17 protein-coding genes and 1 pseudogene are annotated in these 23,222 nt (G+C 37.0%); 12 read left to right on the plus strand and 6 right to left on the minus strand.

Annotated features, from left to right (window positions below):
• The 6 genes and pseudogenes from ACE1TI_RS19275 to ACE1TI_RS19300 all read left to right on the plus strand — a co-directional run.
• Positions 1–252, plus strand: a pseudogene (locus ACE1TI_RS19275) (hypothetical protein); the annotation flags it as partial.
• A 448-nt stretch (positions 253–700) separates the two neighbouring features.
• Entirely contained in the window at positions 701–1,009 is a 309-nt protein-coding gene (locus ACE1TI_RS19280) for a hypothetical protein (protein ID WP_375009163.1), read from the plus strand.
• A gap of 257 nt (positions 1,010–1,266) precedes the next feature.
• Positions 1,267–4,770: a helicase-exonuclease AddAB subunit AddB gene (addB, locus tag ACE1TI_RS19285; protein WP_375009164.1), complete on the plus strand. Its 3,504-nt coding sequence runs from the start codon at positions 1,267–1,269 to the stop codon at positions 4,768–4,770.
• Positions 4,771–8,451, plus strand: coding sequence for a helicase-exonuclease AddAB subunit AddA (gene addA, locus ACE1TI_RS19290; protein ID WP_375009165.1), 3,681 nt, complete (start codon positions 4,771–4,773; stop codon positions 8,449–8,451).
• 10 nt (positions 8,452–8,461) lie between these two features.
• Complete coding sequence (locus ACE1TI_RS19295; RefSeq protein ID WP_375009166.1) at positions 8,462–9,619, plus strand: exonuclease SbcCD subunit D; 1,158 nt, start codon at positions 8,462–8,464, stop codon at positions 9,617–9,619.
• A 3-nt stretch (positions 9,620–9,622) separates the two neighbouring features.
• A complete protein-coding gene (locus tag ACE1TI_RS19300) occupies positions 9,623–13,030 on the plus strand; it encodes an AAA family ATPase (protein ID WP_375009167.1) in 3,408 nt (1,135 codons plus the stop codon).
• Positions 13,031–13,133: 103 nt separating this feature from the next.
• Here the strand turns inward: ACE1TI_RS19300 and ACE1TI_RS19305 are convergent, their stop codons facing one another.
• The 5 genes from ACE1TI_RS19305 to ACE1TI_RS19325 all read right to left on the minus strand — a co-directional run bounded on the left by ACE1TI_RS19305 (position 13,134) and on the right by ACE1TI_RS19325 (position 17,972).
• A complete protein-coding gene (locus ACE1TI_RS19305) occupies positions 13,134–14,306 on the minus strand; it encodes a CapA family protein (protein ID WP_375009168.1) in 1,173 nt (390 codons plus the stop codon).
• A 10-nt stretch (positions 14,307–14,316) separates the two neighbouring features.
• The gene (pgsC, locus tag ACE1TI_RS19310; RefSeq protein ID WP_375009169.1) at positions 14,317–14,766 is read right to left on the minus strand and encodes a poly-gamma-glutamate biosynthesis protein PgsC; all 450 of its coding nucleotides are present in this window, start codon (positions 14,764–14,766) and stop codon (positions 14,317–14,319) included.
• Positions 14,767–15,966 carry a poly-gamma-glutamate synthase PgsB gene (pgsB, locus tag ACE1TI_RS19315; protein WP_375009170.1) on the minus strand — a complete coding sequence of 400 codons (1,200 nt, stop codon included), beginning with the start codon at positions 15,964–15,966 and terminating at the stop codon, positions 14,767–14,769. It abuts the gene before it with no gap.
• A 171-nt stretch (positions 15,967–16,137) separates the two neighbouring features.
• Positions 16,138–16,293, minus strand: coding sequence for a hypothetical protein (locus ACE1TI_RS19320; protein ID WP_375009171.1), 156 nt, complete (start codon positions 16,291–16,293; stop codon positions 16,138–16,140).
• Between the two features lie 20 nt (positions 16,294–16,313).
• A complete protein-coding gene (locus ACE1TI_RS19325; RefSeq protein ID WP_375009172.1) occupies positions 16,314–17,972 on the minus strand; it encodes a gamma-glutamyltransferase family protein in 1,659 nt (552 codons plus the stop codon).
• 186 nt (positions 17,973–18,158) lie between these two features.
• Here ACE1TI_RS19325 and ACE1TI_RS19330 point away from each other — a divergent pair, with 186 nt between their 5' ends.
• Positions 18,159–18,902, plus strand: a complete 744-nt coding sequence (locus ACE1TI_RS19330) for a ZIP family metal transporter (protein WP_375009173.1) — start codon at positions 18,159–18,161, stop codon at positions 18,900–18,902.
• A 185-nt stretch (positions 18,903–19,087) separates the two neighbouring features.
• Here the strand turns inward: ACE1TI_RS19330 and ACE1TI_RS19335 are convergent, their stop codons facing one another.
• The gene (locus ACE1TI_RS19335; RefSeq protein ID WP_375009174.1) at positions 19,088–19,423 is read right to left on the minus strand and encodes a CHY zinc finger protein; all 336 of its coding nucleotides are present in this window, start codon (positions 19,421–19,423) and stop codon (positions 19,088–19,090) included.
• A 349-nt stretch (positions 19,424–19,772) separates the two neighbouring features.
• Between ACE1TI_RS19335 and ACE1TI_RS19340 the strand changes: the two genes are divergently transcribed.
• From ACE1TI_RS19340 to ACE1TI_RS19360, 5 genes are all read left to right on the plus strand, one after another.
• A complete protein-coding gene (locus tag ACE1TI_RS19340) occupies positions 19,773–20,207 on the plus strand; it encodes a hypothetical protein (protein ID WP_375009175.1) in 435 nt (144 codons plus the stop codon).
• A 164-nt stretch (positions 20,208–20,371) separates the two neighbouring features.
• Positions 20,372–21,112 carry an SDR family oxidoreductase gene (locus ACE1TI_RS19345; RefSeq protein ID WP_375009176.1) on the plus strand — a complete coding sequence of 247 codons (741 nt, stop codon included), beginning with the start codon at positions 20,372–20,374 and terminating at the stop codon, positions 21,110–21,112.
• 92 nt (positions 21,113–21,204) lie between these two features.
• Positions 21,205–21,876, plus strand: a complete 672-nt coding sequence (locus ACE1TI_RS19350; RefSeq protein WP_375009177.1) for a type 1 glutamine amidotransferase domain-containing protein — start codon at positions 21,205–21,207, stop codon at positions 21,874–21,876.
• On the plus strand, positions 21,877–22,326 hold the full coding sequence (locus ACE1TI_RS19355) for a hypothetical protein (protein ID WP_375009178.1): 450 nt from the start codon (positions 21,877–21,879) through the stop codon (positions 22,324–22,326).
• A 114-nt stretch (positions 22,327–22,440) separates the two neighbouring features.
• On the plus strand, positions 22,441–22,929 hold the full coding sequence (locus ACE1TI_RS19360) for a hypothetical protein (RefSeq protein WP_375009179.1): 489 nt from the start codon (positions 22,441–22,443) through the stop codon (positions 22,927–22,929).
• The last annotated feature ends 293 nt before the right edge of the window (positions 22,930–23,222 follow it).

Genomic DNA, 23,222 nt, shown 5'->3' on the forward strand with positions numbered 1-23,222 from the left:
GCTAATTTGCGTTTCACTCGAATGTCGGTGAGAGGCAAAGAAAAAGTAGAAAATGAGTTAGGGTTTGCATTTATGGCGGTGAACTTGAGAAAGTATACCGCCTCCACACATCATGGACCCCTGAATAATAACCAAAAAAGATTCCGATTATTAAAAAACGATAATCGGAATCTTTTTTTACTATTTCGGGCTAGTTATGTCCCAGCCCCTTTTTTATTGTTTAGGAAATTATATTTTTCGAAATGTGGATAACTATCTCCCTACTGTTTGATTAGCGTCTAGCTTCAGCGCCCAGCCTCTCGGAGGCCCAAGACGGTTTAAGGAACTTTTGCTAGAAACGCGAACATCGTGTTCGAAACGCAAAAGTCAGCACATCCTGTGGAAGTAAGAGCGCCTTTCATGACTGGAGAACATTTACCTATCGAGGCTGAACAGGGCGCTTGCGCTTTTGTTTCTTCTAATAAACAGGTATGACAGCTAAAAGTAAACATATGCTGGTTTTAAGAGTTATAAATTTTGATATGTTTAAATTCGACAAAAATACTCTCATTTCTTTATAATGTTTCATATAATGCTATTAATACTCAATAAATTAAATGAAATGAAATTTTCTCTTTATATCTATTGATATTTACCTATATCTTTGTGTTATAATCGATTTGTAAAAAATACAATGAATGTTTATCAAGGAGGTTTTGAAATGACGAGAGTAAATATGGATAAAAAAACTGTTAGTTGGATTAAAAAAAACGGAGGAATTGTAACACTAAATCCATTTTATCCATTTAATCAAAGCAAGCAGCGTGGTCCGGTAGATGTTATGCTTACGTTTGAAAAGCCGGAAAGCGATAACAACTTTTATGTCGTGCTCCATGAAGGGATAGAAGTGCATATTCACAACCATCTTCAAATCAAGAACCAACTAAGAATCCGTATCAGCGGGTTTGGACCATTTCAGCATCTTAGGTGCAGCGGTATAAAACATTTTCGAAAAAACACTGTTGTGTAAGTTTTCAGAAAAGAAGGGAATTTTATGAGGACAAAGTAAAATAAAACAATAAATAATACAGGGAGGTTTCTACAATATGAGTCCTCCAAATCCGAGATTGTTAGCCATTAGTATGGAAATAACAATCTCTTTTTGTTTTGTTTTCCATTTTGCGCTTAAGTCTTTTCCTTTGCTCCATATTTCTATAAAATAAAAGAAAGCGAACGTATGATTCATTTTCTGGAATACGGATTAGACATCCAAGCGGAGGAGATAAAATGGGGGCTACTTTTTACATAGGAAGAACAGGAACAGGGAAAACCCATGTAATGAGGGAAAAAATAAAAGAAAATCTTATTAATCAACCTGAAAAAGGACCTGCTCTTATTTATTTGGTACCTGATCAAATGACATTTCAGGCAGAGTATGATCTTTTACAAAGAACAGAAACTGGTATGACAAGAGGGCAGGTATTGAGCTTTTCACGAATGGCATGGCGGGTGTTGAAGGAAACTGGAGGAATTACTAAAACTTACTTACAGCAAACAGGCATACATATGCTGCTGCGGAAAGTGATTGAAGAACAGAAAGATGAACTTCGTTTATATAAAAAGGCAGCGGACAAGAGCGGTTTTGTTGAGCATATGGAACAATTAGTGACGGAATTTAAACGTCAGGTGATTTCACCCGAGCTCCTTGAACAAAAATATTTAGAATTAGAAGCAGATCTAGATACTTCAGCGGAAAACATGGTTCTAACTGATAAACTCCATGACATTGTGATGATATGGAAAAAAGTAGAGCTGATCCTGGGAGATCGTTATGCAGGAGCAGAAGATTATTTACGACTTTTAGCAGAAAAAGCACAAAACTCCTCTTTTTTAGAAGGAGCAGAGGTTTATGTGGACGGCTTTCATTCTTTTACACCTCAAGAGCTTCATGTGTTAGAAGCCCTTATGAAAAATGCAGCACATATGACATTCGCTTTGACTTTAGATAAACCTTATGACGAGGAGCCTCCTCATATATTGGATTTATTTCAACAGACCGGTGCGACCTATCAAAAATTAAAAGCCCTGTGCCAAATAACGGACTGTAATGTGGGAGAAACCGTTATTTTTCAAGAACAGAAAAAATATAAAACGTTAAATTTACAGCATCTTGAAAAACAATTTGAAAAACGTCCTATCACTCCATGTGCAGCCGATAACAGCATTCTACTCAGATCTGCCGTAAACAGAAGAGCAGAGATTGAAGCAGCAGCAAGAGAAATTATAAAACTTGTACAGGAAAAAGGCTATCGTTATAAAGATATTGCAGTCATTACAAGAAACATGGAAGATTACGCAGAAATGCTCAGTGCTTCGTTCCATGACTACAATATTCCTTTATTTACTGATCAAAGACGTCCTATGCTGAACCACCCTGTCATTGAGTGTATACGTTCCTCATTAGAAACAATCTCTGAGAATTGGAGATACGAACCGTTATTTAGGTCCTTGAAAACAGATATGTTTTTTTCTATCGAAGAAGACTGGGATCAGGAACGAGAACACGTTGATACACTGGAAAACTACGTACTTGCTTATGGTATTAAAGAAAAACATTGGAAACAAAAAGAACCATGGGGGTATGCTAGTCAAAGAACCTCAGCTGATTCGGGGAATCACCGCAGAAAACAAGATATCGAACATGAACGTATTATAAATCTTCTGCGGGAGAAGTTCTCTTCTGCTCTCTTACATTTTGAAAAGCGTATAAAAAAGTGCCGTTCTCTAAAAGAATTTACTGTTACATTATATGAATTTTTAGAGGAACTGTGTATTCCGCAGAAAATTGAGAAGTTAAGAGACAAATCTAAGGATGCTGGTGACCTGGCCAAAGCCAGGGAACATGAACAGGTATGGGGAGCGGTGATTGATTTATTGGAGCAGATGGTAGAAATGGCTGGTGAGGAAGAAGTGACCTTTTCTTCTTTCCAAAAAATAATAGAAGCTGGATTGGAGTCTATGAGTTTTAGTGTCGTACCACCCGCTGTTGATCAGGTAACTGCTGCAGATATGGAGCGTTCCCGTCTGACTAATATTAAAGCAGCATTTTTACTTGGGGCAAACGAAGGCATTTTGCCTGCTTCTTATGAAGAAGAAGGGATATTGGATGATGATGAGAGACAATGGTTTGAAAAACAGGGAATGGAGCTTGCAGATGATTCAGCTCATAAGCTTCTTAACGAACAGTTTCTGATTTACCGAGCATTAAGTCTGCCAGAAGAAAAACTATATATAAGCTATCCATTGGCTGATGAAGAAGGAAAAACATTGCAGCCTTCTATCGTGATAAATCAAATAAAAGAAATGTTTCCTGATATAGAAGACAAGCTTCTATTCAATGAGCCGAATGAATTTACAGAAGAACAACAGGAAGAGTTCATTGGACCTCACCGCAAAACTTTATCGTTTTTAACCTATCAGCTTCAATTATGGAAAAAAGGTTATCCTATTTCTTCTATATGGTGGGATGTTTATAACTGGTCCATAAAAGGGGACCAGTTCGGATTGGCTCCTGCTGTATTAAATAGTTTGTTTTATACGAATAACCCTGTACATTTATCAGCTGATACAAGTAAAAATTTGTACGGAGAAAAATTAAAAGCGAGCGTTTCAAGGATGGAACAATTTGAATCCTGTGCATTTTCACAATTTGTATCCTACGGTCTCGGTTTAAAAGAGCGTGATGTCTATAAATTAGAAGCTCCTGATATTGGCCAGCTGTTTCATGCAGCTTTAAAAGATTTAACAGAAGAGATTAGAAGTCAAGGGAAAGAATGGGGATCTCTGTCTTCTCAAGAATGCCGTCAAATAGCAAAAAAATGTGTTAAGAAATTGGTCCCTAAAATTCAACGTGAAATTTTACTAAGCACTCACAAATACAAATATTTACAAAGAAAATTAGAAGATACTGTCAGCCGTGCTTCGGAAATGCTTAGTAAACAAGCTAAAGCTTCTGGTTTTTCCCCATATGGATTAGAACTCGGGTTTGGGCCTGAAGAAGATCTTCCTCCTTTAAATTTCACATTGCCAGATGGTACGAAAATGGAAGTAGCAGGCAGGATTGACAGGGTAGATACAGCCAATGGAGCTAATGGAATTTTTGTTAGAATAATAGATTACAAATCCAGTGTAAAGGATATTAAGCTTGCTGATGTCTACTTCGGTTTAGCCCTTCAAATGCTTGTTTATCTTGATGTAGTTTTGTCATTTTCAGAAGAGTGGATTGGGAGTAAAGCAAAACCAGCAGGGGTGTTATATTTTCATGTTCATAATCCGTTTATTCAAGCCAAACAAGGTATGTCTGATGAAGAATTGGAAAATGAATTTCTCAAGCGCTTTAAAATGAAAGGACTCTTAATGGCTGAAGAAGAAGCTGTCCGATTGATGGATCAATCACTTACGACAGGTCATTCTCAAATTGTTCCTGCAGCTATTAAAAAAGATGGATCATTTTATACCAGCTCTTCGGTACTGCCAACAGAAAATTATGAAGCACTCAGGCAGTATATTCGTAAAAAACTTCAAGATATTGGCCACTACATCATACGTGGAAATACAGATATAAAACCATTTAAAAACCAGCAGAATACTGCATGTTCATTTTGTTCTTACAAAGCTGTTTGTCAATTCGACACATCCTTTGAAGCGAATGATTATCGAATCCTATCTAAAGACAAAAAAGAAATACATTCTCATTTATTTGATAATGAAAATATGAAGGGGCATGAATAAATGTTAATGAATTGGAAACCAAAACCAGAAGGAGCATTGTGGACTGAAGATCAATGGGAAGCTATCACTGGAACCGGCAGCAACCTCCTTGTATCTGCTGCTGCCGGCAGTGGGAAAACAGCAGTTCTCGTTGAACGCATTATTAATAAAATTACCGATGAAGAACAGCCTTCAGATGTAGACAGGCTGTTAATTGTAACATTTACAAACGCCGCTGCTGCAGAAATGAAAAATCGAATTGCAGAAGCATTAGAACGAGAAATAAATAAAAATCCAGGTTCCCTTCACTTGCGCCGACAGCTGGTATTATTAAATAGAGCGCAAATCTCTACTCTCCATTCCTTTTGTATGAGTTTAATACGAAAATATTATTACAAAGTAAACATCGATCCTCAATTTCGTATTTTAGATGAAATTGAAGGAGAGTTAATGAGAGAAGAAATATTAGATGAGGTGTTTGAAGAGCAATACAGTCAAGAAAATAATGATGCCTTTCTTGATGCAGCGGATCGGTTCAGCGGTGACAAATCAGACGAAGGTTTCCGGGATGTTGTTCGAAGTTTATACCGGTTTTCAAGAGCGCACCCGGACTCGAATGATTGGCTCAAAAAAATGGCTTTTTATTATGAGTTAACCGAAGAACAGAACCTAGAAGACTTAGTATGGGTCAAAGAAATTTGGAGAGATGTGAAGGCGCGAGTTTCTTCTTCTCTTGAATCTTTGCAAAAAGCAAAATCATTATGTCAACTAGAAAACGGCCCTGCTCCTTATTTGGAAACTCTTGTTGAAGATGAACAATTGCTGAACAACTTACAGGAGGCTGAGCATTGGGAGCAGTTGTATAAATCTTTCAGAGAAGTTTCTTTTAAACGATTAAAAACGATTAAAAAAAGCGAAGATGTAGATGAAACTTTAAAAACTCAAGTGAAGGATATTCGCGATAAAGTAAAAAAAGAAATGAATGATATAAAAACTGAGGCTTTTGAGCAGCCTCCCCACAGTTTACTAGAAGATATTAAGGATATGGCTGCCCCTGTCCAGACCCTTATTTCAACGGTCATTTTATTTTCAGATAAGTATCAGTCCGTAAAAGAAGAAAAAGGTTTGGTCGATTTTTCTGACCTTGAACATATTTGCCTGAACATTTTACGAGAAGATGATTCTGAGGCAGTACATGAATGCCGCTATCGTTTTGAAGAGGTATTAGTAGATGAATACCAGGATACCAACCACACACAGGAAGCGATTCTTCAAACCATTTCAAATGGATATAATCTCTTCTTGGTGGGTGATGTGAAACAAAGTGTATACCGCTTTCGTTTGGCAGAGCCTGGCCTCTTTTTAGAAAAATATAAACATTTTAATCGAAACGAAGGGAATCCAGGGTGGAAAATAAATCTAGACCAAAATTTTAGAAGCCGAAAAGAAGTGTTAAGTGCTGCTAACTTTATTTTTAAGCAGCTTATGGACGAAAAAGCTGGTGAAGTGAAGTATGATGAAGCTGCTGAATTAAAGGCAGGAAATAAAGACTATCCGGAAGTCGGAAGCAGAGACCCAGAGCTTGCAATTATTAATAAGGGAGACCCTTTAACAGAATCAACTGACCAGGGTACAGATGAAACAGAAGAAGATACGGAAACTGCTCAGTTAGAAGCAAGGTGGATGGCCGGAAAGATTAAACAACTAGTTAAAGAAAAATATCAAATTTTGGATAAAGAAACAAAACAGATGCGAAATATCACATACCGCGATATTGTTATTTTGATGCGTTCAATGCCTTGGGCTTCTACAATAATGGAAGAATTTAAGAAAGAAGGTCTGCCTGTTTACGCTGAGCTTAGCGGAGGTTATTTTCAAGCAGTAGAAATTAATATTATGCTTTCTTTATTACAAGTTATTGATAATCCAAACCAAGATATTCCTTTAGCTTCTGTTTTACGCTCACCTATTGTCGGAATGAACGAGGAAGAGCTAGCACAAGTGCGTTTGATGAATAAAAAGAGTACTTTTTTTGAAGCTGTAAAAGAAACGGTAAAAGCAGGCCCGGATTCGATTTGGAAAGAAAAAACACTATTATTTTATGAAAAGCTTATTGTGTGGAGAGAGCGAGCTCGCAGCGAGTCATTATCTGAATTTATTTGGGACTTGCTGCAGGAGACGGGTTACTATGATTTCGCAGGAGGACTACCTGGAGGAAAGCAAAGGCAAGCTAATTTATTGGCATTATATGATAGAGCCAGGTCCTATGAAAAAACTTCATTTCGAGGTCTTTTCCGTTTTTTGCGATTTATTGAGCGAATACAGGAAAGAGGCGACGACTTAGGAACTGCAAGAGCGTTAGGTGAACAGGAAGATGTGATTCGGTTAATGACCATTCATAAAAGCAAGGGTTTAGAGTTTCCGGTCGTATTTATTGCAGGATTAAATAAACAGTTTAATTTTCAGGACCTGCACCGCAGCGTACTTCTCCATAAAGAACTAGGAATTGGAGCAAAATGGATTGATCCTGACCAAAGAGTGCTTAAAGAATCTATTCCTCAACTGGCCATAAAAAAAAGAATACACCGAGAGAGTACAGCAGAAGAAATGAGAGTTCTTTATGTTGCTATGACCCGAGCAAAAGAAAAGCTATTTTTGGTTGCCACGTTAAACAAAGCAGAAAAAACATTGGAGAATTGGTTAGAGTATTCCCAGCATAGAAAGTGGCTTCTTCCAGAAGTGGATAGGTTAAAAGCGAAATCATATGCTGATTGGATTGGGCCCGCAGTGTTTCGTCATCATTCTGCGAAGGCCTGGCATACAGAGGATAGAAGTGCCCGTAATCGAGAGGTGTACGATTATCCTTCTGAATGGAAGATAACGTTTGTTGAACACTCTGAATTAAAAGAAGCAGAAGAAGACGCTCAAACAGTGAATGCAAAAATGGAACAAGCTTTAAAAGCGAAGCAGCCAGTTCAGATTGACAGCGGGCGTTCTGAATTTATTGAAAAAAAGTTGAGCTGGAGCTATCCTTATCAAGCTTCTGTTAAACAACGTTCAAAACAGACTGTTAGTGAATATAAAAGGGAATTTCAAGATGAATACAGCGAGCCGGCTTTTCAAGCAGGATTTCATTCTGAATATGCAGAAAGACCTCTTTTTATGCAGCAAAAAAACAGCAAGCCGGCAGAAAGAGGGACAGCGATTCACACGGTAATGGAGCATGTTCCCCTTGATATTCCTCTGTCAAAAGAAAGATTGCAGGATTTTATTAAAGAACTAGTCGAAAAAGAGTTATTAAATGAAGAGCAGGCAGCTATGGTAGAAGCCAAAGAAATTCTCTCCTTTTTTTTCTCGCCTCTTGGAGTACGAATGAAAGAATCCCCGCAGGTTTTTCGGGAGATACCGTTAAGTTATGGAATGAAAGTTAATACACAAGAAGATTTGATATTAATCCAGGGGGCAGTGGATTGTGTTTTTCGGGACAAAAATGGGAGACTGGTTTTAATTGATTATAAAACTGATGCTTACGAAAGCAGATTCCCTGGGAATACCACCCGTGCGGCAGTAATGATGAAAGAAAGGTATCAATCGCAAATTGATCTGTATAGAGAAGCCCTTTCATCTATTTGGCAAGAAGAAATTAAAGAAGCTTATCTTTATGCCTTTGACGGTAATAAGGTAATAGATATGATGAATTAGGAGAGGTTTTATGAGAATGCTTCATACAGCGGATTGGCATTTAGGAAGAACGCTCGAAGGACGAAGCAGGCTGCCTGAACATATCGCGTTTTTTGAGGAACTTGAAACCATTATAAAAGATGAGAAGATAGATGTGTTGTTAATGGCAGGAGATGTGTTTGATTCGGTGAACCCTCCTGCTGCAGCCGAAGAGTTATTTTATGATACGATAGCAAGCTTAAGTAAAAAGTATAATATACCCATTATTATTATTGCAGGAAATCATGACCATCCTGAAAGATTGGCAGCAGCACGAAAAATGGCTAGAAATCAGGGAATATATATTTTGGGTTATCCAGGGAAAGAGTCTTTAACGGTTCCAGTAAAAGAAGAAGTTCTCCAAATAGGGGCGCTTCCCTATCCTTCTGAATCACGAATGCAAGCTGTATTTACGAGGTCAAGTGAAGAGCAGTCTTTACGTAACGCCTATAACGATCAAATTAAAAACATATTTAAGCAGCTGACACATTCGTTTAAGAAAGAACATGTTTGTATCGCAATGAGCCATATTTTCGTAGCAGGCGGAGCTTCAAGCGACTCAGAAAGGCCGATAGAAGTGGGGGGGGCTTATACCGTCTCCCCTTATTCTTTACCTGACAATGTCCAATATACGGCTTTAGGCCATCTGCACCGTCCGCAAAATATTCATCAAGCGAAGGGGATGGCAAGGTATAGTGGTTCACCTTTAGCTTTCAGCTTTTCTGAAACAGGTTATTCTAAATCAGTAACCATTGTTGATATAAAAGCTCAGCATACTCCGAGCATAAAAGAAATTCCTTTATCCTGTGGAAAGCCTTTAGTGAAGTGGGAAGCTAAAAATGGAATAGAAGAAGTTCACCAGTGGATCAATGAAAAGAAGGATTACAATGCATGGGTTGAACTGAACCTGCATATTACCGAAACACCTTCTATGGAGGAGATACATCATCTGCGCAAGGCCCACGAAGGGATTGTGAACATTTATCCGGTTTTCCCGGATATGGACAATGATATTGCTTTAGAAAAAAGAAAGGAACTTCCTATAGATGAGTTATTTAAAAAATTTTATGAAAGACAAACAGGCGGAGCAATGGCTGATGAAAAACTAGTTCAATTGTTTATGGAACTGGCTGAAGGAGAAGGTGGATAAGGAATGCGCCCTGTTGAAATTACTATTAAAGGATTGCACAGTTTTAGGGAAAAACAAACAGTAGACTTCTCTTCCTTATGTGAAGGAGGAGTGTTTGGTATTTTTGGTCCGACAGGCAGCGGAAAATCGTCATTATTAGATGCGATGACGTTAGCTTTATATGGAAAAGTGGAACGGGCCTTGAATAATACACAAGGTATTATTAATCAAGCAGAAAATTCGTTATCGGTTTCTTTTACCTTTGAGCTTGGCCATAAAGGGAATTCTTCTACATACTTGGTAGAGCGAAAGTTTATACGCACTAATGAATTTAATGTAAAAACTTCCGTCTGCCGCTTGCTTGATATTACAAAAGAACCTTCTGTTATAGCTGATAAAACAAACGATGTGAACAAACAAATTGAAAGCATGCTTGGGCTCGCTATTGAAGATTTTACAAGAGCCGTAGTGCTTCCTCAGGGGAAGTTTTCAGAGTTTCTTAAGCTTCGCGGCAACGAAAGAAGAAAGATGCTGCAGCGCTTATTCCATTTAGAAAAATATGGAGATGAACTTATAAAAAAAATAAAGTCACAGCTTCAGCACGTTATGCATGAAAAGGAAAAAGCCGAAGCAGAGCAGCTAGGGCTTGGAGAAGCTTCTAAAGAAGCAATCAAGAAAGCTGAGGAACAATTTCATTATTGGGAGAAAGAGCTTAAAAAAACGCTGATTACAAAAGAGCAGACAGAAGAAAAATGGGAAGAAATCAAACAATTAAGGGCTTGGCAAAATGAATTAGAGAAAGCAGAACAACACCTTAAAGATCTAGAAAAGCAAAAAGATCAAATAGAAACGTTTAAAAATTATATAGAGGAATCAAGTGAAGCAGAGTCGCTTTTTCCATTTGCCGAGGCCTGTCTCCTAGCGGAAAATGAATACAATAAATGGTCGAAGAGAGCTAAAGAAGCAGCAGATGCATTTGCGGATTTAACCGCTAAAAAAGAAGACATGGATTCTAAATGGGAGCATTTTCAAACAGAAAAGGTTAAAAAGGACAAGGAACTTGCTTCCTTTCAGCAATCGATCGATAAAGCAGAAGAAGTAGAAAAAGAAATTGCACAAATTACGAAAGAGAAGCATGATGCAGACACTAATTTACAATCCCTGACCAAAGAACTCGAAACGCAACAAAAAGAAGCAGATAAAATTAATGCAAACTTAATTAAATACACGGAGGCAGTCAATAAACTTCAGGAACAACAGACGGAATTATTTATAAGTTGGGAAGAAAAGAATAAAGTCTTCAAAGCAGCAACGGAAAAGCAGCATATTCAACATATTCACGAAAACTTAGAAAGCTTAAAAAAAGAAGAGCTTCAAAGAAAAAAACAAACAGATAAAGCGTATGATGAAAAAGTAAAAGCAGAACATCACCTTCATAAGTCACAAGAAACATTAAACACCAGATTTTCTCAAGTTTTATATTGGTACAACAAAACTGCTGAAGACAAAGGCTGGATAGAGGAATATATTTATAATCTGCAAAAGTATTTAAAAGAACAAACAGATAAAGAAAATGAATTAAAAGTCAGGGAAATGACTTCTCATCTTGTTTCTCAATTGAAAGATGGTGAGCCATGTCCGGTATGCGGATCTTTTGATCATCCGAAACCAGCAGTTCTACAAGGGACTGTTGAAAATACAAAAGAACGTTTCAGGGAACGAGAAAAAGTTGAAAAGTGGATCAGCACTCTGCAACACTATCAATTAACTATGAATCAGCGTGAATGGAAATTACAGCAGCTGTCCTCATCAATAATAGGTAATATACAGGAAGAAACAGGAGCTTCTCTTGCACAAGAAGAGGAAGAAAATAAAATAACTTTTAATAAAGATAAGGAATGGGATAAAAAGTTACAGCGAAAGCTTGCTCAGTGGGATAGAGAAGAGGAAACCCTATCTCATCTGCAAAAGAGTATAGAAAATGAATTAAACCGATTTCTTGAAGCGAAAGAAAAAAAGAAGCAGCAGGAGTTTGAATATAAGAGTGAAAGTAAGATATACAAAGAGTCGGTAGATAAAAGGATCGCTGTAGAAAATGAATGGAATAAAGCCCTGCAATTATGGGAAGAAAATTATCCTTTTTATTCTTTCAAAGTATTAGATGAAAGATATGAAACCTTTCAACGCAACGAAGAAAAATTAGATCATTTGCAAAATAGGATAGAAGACGGCAAAAAGTATATTGAAAAATTACAAGCTGCCTATAATGATCTGTTAAACAAAACACATGCTTTAGAAGTTAAACAGACACAAGCTAAAACACAAGTGGAGCAATTGTGTTCTTTTATTAAAGATAAAAAAACACAGTTAGAAGCAATATTACAAGGCAGGGACTTAAAGTCGCTGAACAAATTTGTAAATAATGAAACAGAGAATTGGGAGAATGAAGAAGAAAAATTTAAAACTGGACTAGAAAAATTACGAACAGAAAAATATCAAAAAGAGCGAGAGAAAGCAATTGCTGACCATTCTTACAAAGAGTCGGTTACACGTTTAAAAAAATCACAAATGGATTGGGATAAAAAAACAGAAAGCAGCAAGAAGCAGTTATCGCCTTCAGAGGTAAAGCAGCGGATATTAAATGAAGAACAAAAGGAATTCTATCTAAAAGAAATTGATAAATTTGAACAAGAAAAAGAAAAATGGAAAAGAACGAAGCAAGAACTTTTACACAAATTATCTAATCGTTATATCACCGATTCAGAGTGGGAAAACTGGAAACAAACTTGGTACGCTATAAATACGCAATTAGATGAAATAAGAGAAAATAGAGGTGCTGCTTTTAAAAGCCTAGAAGAAATAAAACAGAAACACGAACGATATCAAGAACTTGAACAGAAAAGAAAAAAATGGCAAGAAAAAGAAAATTATTATAAACAATTAGATGCTGTGTTTCGCGGCAAAGGATTTGTAGAATTTTTAGCCGAAGAGCAGTTAAACCAGGTAAGCCGTCTGGCTTCAGAACGTTTGCATAGTTTAACAAATGGACGTTACGCTATTGAAGTTGATTCGAATGGCGGCTTTATTATAAGAGATGATGCAAACGGAGGAATAAAAAGGCCGGTTAGCACATTGTCAGGAGGAGAAACCTTTTTAACAAGCCTTGCTTTGGCTTTAGCATTATCAGCTTCTATTCAATTAAAAGGTCAATATCCTTTAGAATTTTTCTTTTTGGATGAGGGATTTGGTACACTGGATCAAGAGTTACTGGAAACAGTAATGAATGCTTTGGAAAAATTACAAACGAATTATTTATCTGTTGGTATTATTAGCCATGTCCCACAACTACAGGAAAGACTTCCAAGAAAGTTATTTGTAAAGCCGGCAGAGCCAGGAGGAGCCGGCAGCAGGGTATACATGAAAGGAATGTAAGAAATTTAGATATAAAGAAGAAAGTTTCAAATAATAATGTTATGTAAACTGTATACTAATAAAAAAAACAAGCCCCCTGTCTCTCATGGGGGCTTGTTTTTTATTAGTTATTATTTAAAACATGAGAATGGTCAGCTGAAATAATTAAACGCTCGTCATTTTCGATAATATTTTCTTTTGCTTTTGTATCTTTAGTCAGCTGTCTAAAAATTCTTTTCTTATGAACGCTCTCCGTTAATCCTTGAACTGGACGGGGCTGCGCTTCAAAAACTCGGAAAGGAAGCATTTCTAACATCGCAGTTCCATCTTCTTTTAATTTATAATTAGCTATGACACTATCTCTAGTTCTTGTCCATCCTTGATCAAAAATAAAATTACCAAGAGAATACATAATAATAGTATCATTATAGACATCGACTGATTGGAGAACATGCGGATGGTGTCCGATTATGATGTCTGCACCTGCATCTGCAATAGCACGTGAAAGTTCTGTTTGACGGGTAGTAGGGGAGCTGTCATATTCTTGCCCGCTGTGTAAATGAACTAATACTAAATCTGCATTTTCCTTAGCATCCTGGATAACTGGTATAAAATCATCAGGATCTGATGTTAGGATTCCAGGTGAATTAGGCCCACCACTTTCCATCTCAGCGTAAGTGATATCATTTATTCCTATAGTAGCCACATCGAGGCCATTATAATTTTCAATTGGATAATTAGTTTTTATTTCTCTTTCGTTTACACCAGCTCCTGTTGAAGCAATGGAAGTGTTATTAAATGCATCAAGCGTAGCTTCTAATCCGTCTCCTTTATAATCCATCATATGATTATTGGCGAGGTTAACAGTAGAAAAATTCAATTGTTCTAAAGCTCCTAATGACCTTTCCTTAGAAGATAAATGAATCGTTTTATTAGCTTTTTCAAACTCATCTTCCTTATTAATAATAGGATGTTCAAAATTACCTGTAGTGTAATCACTAGAACTAAATATATTTTCTGCATAAGAGAAGAGGAAAGAGTAGCCATGACGTTTGGTTATTTCTTCGACATGCCGTCCCATCATGATATCACCCACCATAGAAGCAGAAAATACAGTGTTATTTTCTTCAGCACCAGTGCTTTCTTCTACCGCTTCCGGCTCAGACCACCGAATGAGTGTTATTAATAATATGCATACTAATAAAGCTATCCAAGCTTGATGAAATCCTTTTTTCTTTTCTCTTTTAGTGATTGCTAAAATCTTTTCTTTAAAAGTTAAGTCTTTATGTTTCGTCATATGGAAACCCCTAAATTAAATAATATAACGTAATAATACCAAACGTAACGGCTGTAAGAACCAATGTACTAGTAAACGTTGGGATAACACCTTGTTTTTGCATTGTATTCGCTATAAGTCCTGGTACGATAACGCCTAATCCGCGAAACTCATATATTTCAAAGGGGAGTACGGGATAAAAATAATCAAACAGAAGTTTTAATACAATACCTGTACATAGCATAGCTGCAAATTTTCTTCTCCCGTAAAGCACCATAAATTTGGATAGGCCAAAGGTTACAATCAAATAGGTTACCAAGCTTATGATAAAAATAGTTAATAGAAATACAGGCTGATCAAAAACGAGTGCCAAGTAGCCGGGAACAATTAATCCGGCAGGCATTATACCCGTTTTCTCAGCATAAATTAAACTAAGCACCACGCCTATAACTAAGGCGATATATAAATCTGTTCCAAACAATTACATTGCCTCCTCATCAACTTTGCTATCCATGATATTAGGTGAAGATTGAAGAGCATTCATAAATGCTTCTCCGGCACCATGGATATTCCCTACTCCGAATATAGTAGAATGTTTTGCTTCATCTCTTACTCTGTTCAGCACAGCCTCGGGTTTTTTCCCTTCTAAATTAATGACTGTTTCAAAAGGAAGATTGCCTTTTTCGTACTCTGTTAAAACGTGCTGGACATTTTTACCTATCAGTATCAATTTTTTTCCGTGAAGATGAGGAAGCACGTTTTCACTGAAGTCTATTGTGCGGTCCACTCTGTCTTCTCTGCAGTTCATGATGACGATAGGATGCTGAGTTATAAATTCTGAAGTTTTAATCCTCTCCCATATGGAAAGAGTGGAATAAGCATCATTAGCAGCAAAGCCATTGATAAAATAAGAGGATTTTTGGGCTCCATCTTTGAACTCAGTAATACGCAGAGCACCAGGGTCCGGATTAGCATTCAACATTCCTCTTAGAGCTGTTTCTTTATCAATATTTAAGCTTTCAGCCACAGCCAGAGCAATAGCTGCATTCTCCGGGAAGATCATATAATCAAATTTGTGAATAAAACCATCGGGCAGCTTAGCGGTGTCTGCACAGATAACTTTTGTGTTGCGTTTTTTAGCTATATCATAAAAGTAAGAGTAAAAAGGACCATCTGTAGTTATCAATGTGCCATTATACGGAATGGTAGAAGTAAATCCTTCAGCCACATGCTGAAGAGTAGGCCCCATAACATCCATATGGTCTTCATATACATTTAAAATGACACCGATATTTGCTTGCAGGAATTGATTCTGCAGGACTTCTTGATATTCTGGATTAATGGCCATACATTCACTTACAAATGCTTCTGCACCTTGAGAGGACACTTTTTGTAAAATCGTTTTTTGTTCCTTAATGTTAGGACCTTCAGGTTTTCTTTCAATAGGTTCTTCTTGTCTTTTCCAATCAATCAGCCGTGCCGATGTACCGGTTGTTTTACCAAATGTTTTGTATCCTGCTTCTGTGAGAACGCCAGTGATTAAACGGGTAACAGTTGACTTTCCACGTATCCCATTGACATTCACTCGAATAGGAATGGTATTAATTTCTGCCTGGTGTTTTTGTTTTTCGCGATAGCCGATACAACATAAAATGGCGCATGCTGTTATTATGAGAAGCATGGCTTGTCCTCCTACTTAGCATGTATTCTTAATAAAGACGTACGTTGTTGAAAGATATCGATATTTGTCGAATGCACTTTAAACGTACCTTACCTTAACTTACTGTGCAAAAAAGGGGGCGTCCTTTAATCCCTATTAAGACGGACGCCATATCTGCTTAAAAGTTACATTTTAATCCGATAAAAAGCTTTCTTCTTCACTTTCAAAATATGAATCAATTGCTTCTGTTTCCTGCGGACTTAGGCCTTCGTCATGTTTAAAAAAATACATAAACAACACAAGTCCAAATAAAAATATATAAGGAAATAAAGTTTTTAATTTAATCATATACAACACACTCACAATTATTAATTGATATCGAAAGCACCATCTCTTCTTTTATCAGCAATACCTGTCATCTCCAGTTTGTTGTAATCTTTTACTAACGCTGATACGTTTCCGAAGTAAGTGCTTATCTCTTCCACTTGATAATCATATCCGTAGCTCTCTAATTCTGCAATAAGACTCTGGTCCTCAATAAGTGTTTCATCATCTTCTAGGTGAATTAAATCTTTCTCAGGGTGGAAACGGCCGGCATTAACAGTATCTTGGTGACTTTCTTCCAGATATGCCTGTCTTATCAAAAACTGGGAAAGTACACTAGGTATTCGGTTTCCTCCGGGGGTGCCGATTCCCATGATCACTTCGGAAGTCTCATTTTTAATTATACTCGGCGCAATAAAGCTTCGAGGACGTTTGCCAACTTCAATAAAATTAGGAGATTCAGGATCGACACTGAAATTGGAGAGGTTGCTGTTCATCCACATCCCATCCACCATATTTCCTGATCCAAAGAAGTTACCTAAAGTATTGGTAGCAGAAACTGTTCTCCCCTCTTTATCCATAATGACAAAATGAGTCGTACTAGTGTGCTCCTGCATAGAATCATCGTTTTGAAATTCTAATGAAAGCTCATCGCTTATTCGGCTTTCGACAACATTATTTGCGCGTTCCCTGATAAACTGATCACTAGTCAAATTTTCAAGGTTTACGTCTTCAAAATTTGGATCACCAATGGTATTCAGCCTTTGAAAGTAAGCTTCTCTGGTTATTTCACTCATTAAATGAATATATTGAGGGTAACTGTTATTTAAATAATCTCTTACATTTAACTCCTCAGCCATACCTAGCATTTGAATAAATGTAGCACCAGATAAAGGAGGGGGAGCTGAATAAACAGTATGCCCTTCGAATGAGCCTTTCGCCGTTTCTTTTTCTTCTACTGTATACTGAGCTAAATCATTGTTGTCTATATGAGGAATCTGCTGAGCTAAGCTGTTTGAAACATTCCCTTTATAAAAGTCATTTAAACCGTTATTTTGTAAATTCTTCAAGGTTTCAGCTAAATCTTCTTGAACAAGCGTTTCTCCTTCTGCAATGGCTTCTCCGTTTGGATAGAATTGCGGCACTTCTTCTGTGTTAATACGATAGGCTGCGTTTTTCAAACGATAATGTAAATCTGAGTTTACCTTAAAGCCGTTTTCGGCATAATAAATTGCAGGTTCAAGCAAATCTTCAATCGGTAATTCACCATGCTTCTCATGAATCGTCTGCATCCCTTTTACAAATCCAGGAATTGCAATTTGGTCGCTTGGATTTTGGTTTGGAGCTATTTCACGGTAATCATATGCTACAGGATCTTCTTGAGGTGAGGGCATATAAAGCATAGCCCCGCCTCCTCCTAATCCAGAGCCATATGGTTCCGTCACAGCTAAAGTAAAGGAAACAGCTACAGCAGCATCAATGGCATTGCCGCCTTTTTCCATTATTTCCATGCCGGTTTCAATAGCATAGTCATTAGAGGAACTAACGCCGTATCCTTCAAACTCTTCAAGAGATACGTTTTCGGTTTCATCTTCATTATCAGTTGAATCATCTTCTGATTGATTGTTTGACACAAAAAAATAGATAGCAAATCCTAATATTATAACTAGTGCTAATACGTTAGTAATGGTTTTTGTAGACAAAATATTTCGCGCTCCTTTCAAAAGACGACAGCCCTCTCACTTTGTATATCCTATCAGTAACAAACTTAAAATGCTATTTATGTCGATAAGAATTGATAATCTTTGATAATATTTTAGATTTCTTTCTATTTTATTCTAAAAAGCGTACACTAAAAATGTAGTATGATAGAAGCTGGGTGAAGAAAAATGGAAGAATTTGTTTTGGCAAGCGGCTTATCTGCATTCGCTACCGGATTGGGTGCAATTCCCGCTATATTACTAAGAAATACAACTCACCGGGGAAAAGATATGCTGCTTGCTTTTAGTGCCGGAATGATGATGGCTGCTTCTATGTTTGAACTTATTCCTGAAAGCTTAAATCTTGGGGGATATGAAGCAGCACTTATTGGTATATTACTTGGAATGCTGGTTTTGACGCTTTTAGAGCAAAATATTCCTCACGAGCATATAGAACGAACAAATAATAACGAACGAATCGATATTAAAATGATCGATCGAAAAGCTTTATTAATAATAGCTGCGATTACACTTCATAATATCCCTGAAGGGTTATCAGTCGGGGTCAGTTACAACAGCGGAATAGAAGGTCTTGGGTTATTAATTGCTCTGGCTATTGGGGTACAGAATGCCCCAGAAGGCTTTATTATCGCTTTTTTTCTAATTGAGCAAGGAGTAAAAAAAAGCAATGCTTTCCTAATTGCATTGGCTACTGGCTTTATGGAATGGATAGCAGCATTTATAGGTTTTTGGCTGACTTCAGCTGTAAGTCAATTAGTTCCAATAGGTTTAGCTTTTGCGGCTGGATCTATGCTTTATATTATATATAAAGAATTGATTCCGGAAAGTCATGGAGATGGATATGCCTTAAGTGCAACCTATTCATTTACGGGCGGCATACTATTAATGGTCGCTATGACATGGTTTTTTTAACAATGGGCTCTCAAAAATACCCATTTTACGGATAACGAGGTGAGAGCACGGTGGACAGCAACAAGCTAGAAAAAAGACTTGCTGTATTAAGCATAATTATTGGAATAATATTATTCCTTTCTTTAATTCGGCAGCTTATAACCTTTTTTTAAAAATACACCGATTACGACTAATCATTCTAAAAATCATATTTGAAAATATAAATGATAATGACGCTGACAACCGGGGTTAAAAGATGCTTGACAATGCGGGCACGAGTAATTGCACTGCATGTAACCATTTACAGTTAATGTATTTTTGCATGCTCCGCAAAGAATAGCTTTTTTGTTAAAATACATTTGCGGCCATTGTAAAGCTCTGTGATCGCAGAGTTCTTCATGGCATTTGCAGCAGCAGTAATATTCCCCGCAGCAAAAGAATTTAATAGCAATGATGTCTTCTTCTTTACTGTAATGTTTACAGCGGGTTTGTTTATCCGGCTGTATTCCTTTTACCACGATGTTTCCTATATTTACATTCATAATAACCCTCTTTTTATGAAAAGATAAAATGTGTTACGGCTATTATAACAAGAAATGAAGGGAAATCATGTTTTATTTTCATACAAAGAGGGTAAACAGAACTGTCCTATCATTTAGAAAACTAAATATTTCTGTCAACGAATGTTCATTGACTGTATAATATGGAAGGAGTATGATTAAAATAAATAAAGCTAATTTGTGACAAAAGTTAGAATTTTCGTTCAATTAATCGACAGAAAGCTGCTTTTGTGTTACATTAAACTTATGCATTAATGTTCAGAATTTTCTACATTACATGAAGGAGATGGTTCATGACACGGTGTAGAGTATTATTTAAGGAGGAGATCATATGCCTGTTAAAGAAAACCAAGAAACACTTGTGAGGACAAAAGCGAGAGAGCTCTGCAGCGCAATGGAATTGAGGGGTTGGGCAAGTACAAAATTCGTACCGACTCCGCCATATGGATATACGCTGGTGAGTATGACGGGATGTCGTGCGTGGTTTGGCAAACGGTGGGGCATGATATGCGATGATATGGATGATCATCTTAAGCTTGTGTTAGATATTCCTAAAGGAAGAACTTCCGTTGAAGAAACAGCTGAACGATTAGATCTTCCATTAGTGAATGGAAACGAAGGGAAAAGCGGAGTTGAGATGATTGATAACCGGGATCGTAATACGATAGTTATTTATTTATATACCGATGAGTTAAAAAATATTGCTTTCCGGAATAGTGAAGTAATGGAGTTCGTTAGTAATGTTAGACGTTGGTCCTGCCTGTAAATGGATAGTGAAGAACCACACAGGGCGTCACCCTTCTCGGGTGCGCTTATTTTTTGTCTCCAAATAGAGATTGATCAATAATTGTCTCTTTTTTCTTTTTAAAGGATTTTCTTTCGTGTATTATTTTTATTATTACTTCTTTATAGTTTGGAGGACTTCAAATCGTGTTACATGAAAAAACAGTTATTATAACGGGAGCAAGCAGCGGTATAGGTGAAGCGGCAGCGCAAAGGCTGGCAAAGGAAGGAGCTAATGTTGTTCTTGCTGCTAGAAGATTGGACATGCTAAATAAATTGAATTCACAATTGAACGAATATCAAGGAAAAGTACTTATTCGACAAACTGATGTAACTTCCTTAGAGCAAATGAATCAGCTTGCAACTGAAACTATTAATGAGTTTGGAAAAATAGATATCATGTTTAATAATGCTGGGGTAATGCCTTTATCTTATATGAAAAACATCAAAGTGAATGAATGGAATAATATGATCGACGTTAATATTAAAGGAGTGTTGAATGGGTTTGCTGCGGTAAGTCCTCACATGCTTGAAAGAAATGAAGGGCATATTATAACTACTTCCTCTGATGCTGCTCACAAAGTTTTTGCTGGATCTGCTGTTTACAGTGCTACAAAGCATGCAGTAGCTGCTATCATGAAAGGTTTAAAACTTGAAATGGCTCATACAAACTTAAGGTTTACCTCTATTTCTCCAGGGGCCGTTGCAACGGAGCTGACAAATTCTATAACGGATGAAGAGTTTTTACATGACATGGAAGAACAGGGGATGCCTTTTGCTCCAATGAAAAGTGAAAACATTGCTGATGCTGTATATTATGCAATTACACAGCCTCAAAATGTAGACGTCAATGAAATACTGATCCGTCCTGTTCATCAAGATGGCTGAAGCTGACATCATTGCATTTGTATCATGATTGCGTTTACATTACAATGAAAGAAAAGAAGATAAAGGGGTATTACTGAAAGGGGAGGAAAACGTTGGCGAGCATTTTAATGGTTGTCACCAATGCTGGCAAATTATCGCATGGAAGGGAGACGGGAGTGTGGTTGTCTGAATTTACAGAACCTTATCTTTCTTTTATCCATGCTGGGCATGAGGTGACTGTTGCGAGCCCAAAGGGGGGAGAAGCTCCAGTAGACCCCCAAAGTAAAGGAGAGGTATTGATAAATGAGTTGGAAAAAGGAGCCAGTGTACTAAAAGACACTGTTTCTCTTGATGATTTAGAAAGCACTGATTTTGATGGAATTTTTCTTTCGGGCGGTCATGGAACGATGTTTGACTTTCCTGGATGTGAACGCCTTCAATACATATTAAAAGAAATGGCAGCAGACAACAAAGTAATTGGAGCAGTATGTCATGGTTCTGCAGGCTTCACTCAATTAATGTTATCGGATGGCACTCCATTTTTAGAGGGAAAGCGATTAACAGCTTTTACAAACAAAGAAGAAAAAGAAATAAAGTTAGATAAAGATATGCCGTTTTTATTAGAGTCAAAAGTGAGAGAATTAGGTGCTACCTTTGTGTCTGCTCCTATTTTCACGGAAAACGTGGAAATCAACGGGAAATTTGTCACTGGTCAAAATCCTCAATCAAGTTTGCGAACGGCTCGAATGTTTTTAAATGTTATGGAAGAACAGGAGAGTGTGTAAATGAATGAAGGAAAAGCCTATCAAATTTTGCAGCGCGTCTATACAGATGAACTCATGCAGCAAGAAAAGCGAAGAATCTTGCGCCTTTTGTACCGGCATATTAAAGGACATTTAGAGGTATTATATATAAAAAATCATATTCACCCCGAGGTGGAAAAACGCTTAGATCGTTTTAAAGAATTCGCATATATGCCTGGTGATAATATTTTAAAATCTATGCAATATGTTTTTAATGTTGCACGCGGAGAAAAAGTTTCTAATAAGGATGAGGCTCGGTTTCATGTGCAACGAATTTATAGAATTTTGTTTCAGCCTGCTGGAAGAAAATGTCCGGTCATCCCTGAGGATTTTTGGAGAAGTCCATTAGGAGCAGCTTGTCTGATCACTGAAAATGGGGTAGAAACGGTTTTTGATCTGCTGCAAGAAGTGGAAGAAGCTGAAAAAGAATAAATAACTATAGTAATTCTTCATGAAACTTAAATAAAAGTATAGGAAACTTTCCCTATAAATGTTACAATGTTTTAAAGCTGAAAATCAGACAAAAATTGAAAGACGGGGTGTGGAATGAAAGCGTATCGTCGTAAATATTACTATTTAGGATCAAACCAGAAAACTATGGAACCTATGAGTATGGATCGAATTAGACAAGCGGGCTTTGATGTAACTGTGGTTAGAGACGATCTGCCTTACATGATCAGTTTTTGTCGGGAATGGCGCACATTTTTCGAGAAGAAAGCTAAACATGTTCATCCGCTTTATCGTCCATATATAGAAGAAGCTTCTTCCTTTTTTGATGAGCAGGTAGAACAAATGACGCTCTGTACCGCCCCGCATCATGATACAAATACGTATATTCTCCCATTTACTGATTTAGTTTCGGCATTGATGCTTGCTTATGATGCTTTTGACAGAGTGCTTGATGCATATCAAAGTATGCCTGCCCATTTTGAAACGGCTTTAAAATACTACAGACAATTCACTGTGAAATCTGACACAGATAAATCTCAATTTATATTAAACCATTTGCCAGACCTTAGATTGAGTGTGGAATAAAACTCCGAAATAAGAATTCGGGGTTTTTTATTTGTTTAGGAAATTACACTAGCGTTGCATAAAAATTTTATACACTTGTAAACCAATACAAATATACCATTTATTGACATTTATCAGTTGTTCGGAATACTCTGATTTTTATATTCCATATTACAGAAGAAAAAAGGACAATAGGGCTATAAAGGTAGTCCAACATCCATTTTTTTACAAGTGGTTATTATATTATTGGATCGTAGGTAAGATCATCCAAATGTGCAACATTCCCTGATTCATATTGTGCTAGAGTTTCTGCG

The organism is Alteribacillus sp. JSM 102045, assembly GCF_041949975.1.
Classification (GTDB): Bacteria; Bacillota; Bacilli; order Bacillales; family Marinococcaceae; genus Alteribacillus.

Excerpts from the sequence above, each read along its gene's own strand:
- ACE1TI_RS19280 (WP_375009163.1), top strand. The coding sequence starts at position 701 with ATGACGAGAGTAAATATGGATAAAAAAACTGTTAGTTGGATTAAAAAA.
- addB (WP_375009164.1), top strand. The coding sequence starts at position 1,267 with ATGGGGGCTACTTTTTACATAGGAAGAACAGGAACAGGGAAAACCCAT.
- addA (WP_375009165.1), top strand. The coding sequence starts at position 4,771 with ATGTTAATGAATTGGAAACCAAAACCAGAAGGAGCATTGTGGACTGAA.
- ACE1TI_RS19295 (WP_375009166.1), top strand. The coding sequence starts at position 8,462 with ATGAGAATGCTTCATACAGCGGATTGGCATTTAGGAAGAACGCTCGAA.
- ACE1TI_RS19300 (WP_375009167.1), top strand. The coding sequence starts at position 9,623 with ATGCGCCCTGTTGAAATTACTATTAAAGGATTGCACAGTTTTAGGGAA.
- ACE1TI_RS19305 (WP_375009168.1), bottom strand. The coding sequence starts at position 14,306 with ATGACGAAACATAAAGACTTAACTTTTAAAGAAAAGATTTTAGCAATC.
- pgsB (WP_375009170.1), bottom strand. The coding sequence starts at position 15,966 with ATGCTTCTCATAATAACAGCATGCGCCATTTTATGTTGTATCGGCTAT.
- ACE1TI_RS19320 (WP_375009171.1), bottom strand. The coding sequence starts at position 16,293 with ATGATTAAATTAAAAACTTTATTTCCTTATATATTTTTATTTGGACTT.
- ACE1TI_RS19330 (WP_375009173.1), top strand. The coding sequence starts at position 18,159 with ATGGAAGAATTTGTTTTGGCAAGCGGCTTATCTGCATTCGCTACCGGA.
- ACE1TI_RS19335 (WP_375009174.1), bottom strand. The coding sequence starts at position 19,423 with ATGAATGTAAATATAGGAAACATCGTGGTAAAAGGAATACAGCCGGAT.
- ACE1TI_RS19340 (WP_375009175.1), top strand. The coding sequence starts at position 19,773 with ATGCCTGTTAAAGAAAACCAAGAAACACTTGTGAGGACAAAAGCGAGA.
- ACE1TI_RS19355 (WP_375009178.1), top strand. The coding sequence starts at position 21,877 with ATGAATGAAGGAAAAGCCTATCAAATTTTGCAGCGCGTCTATACAGAT.
- ACE1TI_RS19360 (WP_375009179.1), top strand. The coding sequence starts at position 22,441 with ATGAAAGCGTATCGTCGTAAATATTACTATTTAGGATCAAACCAGAAA.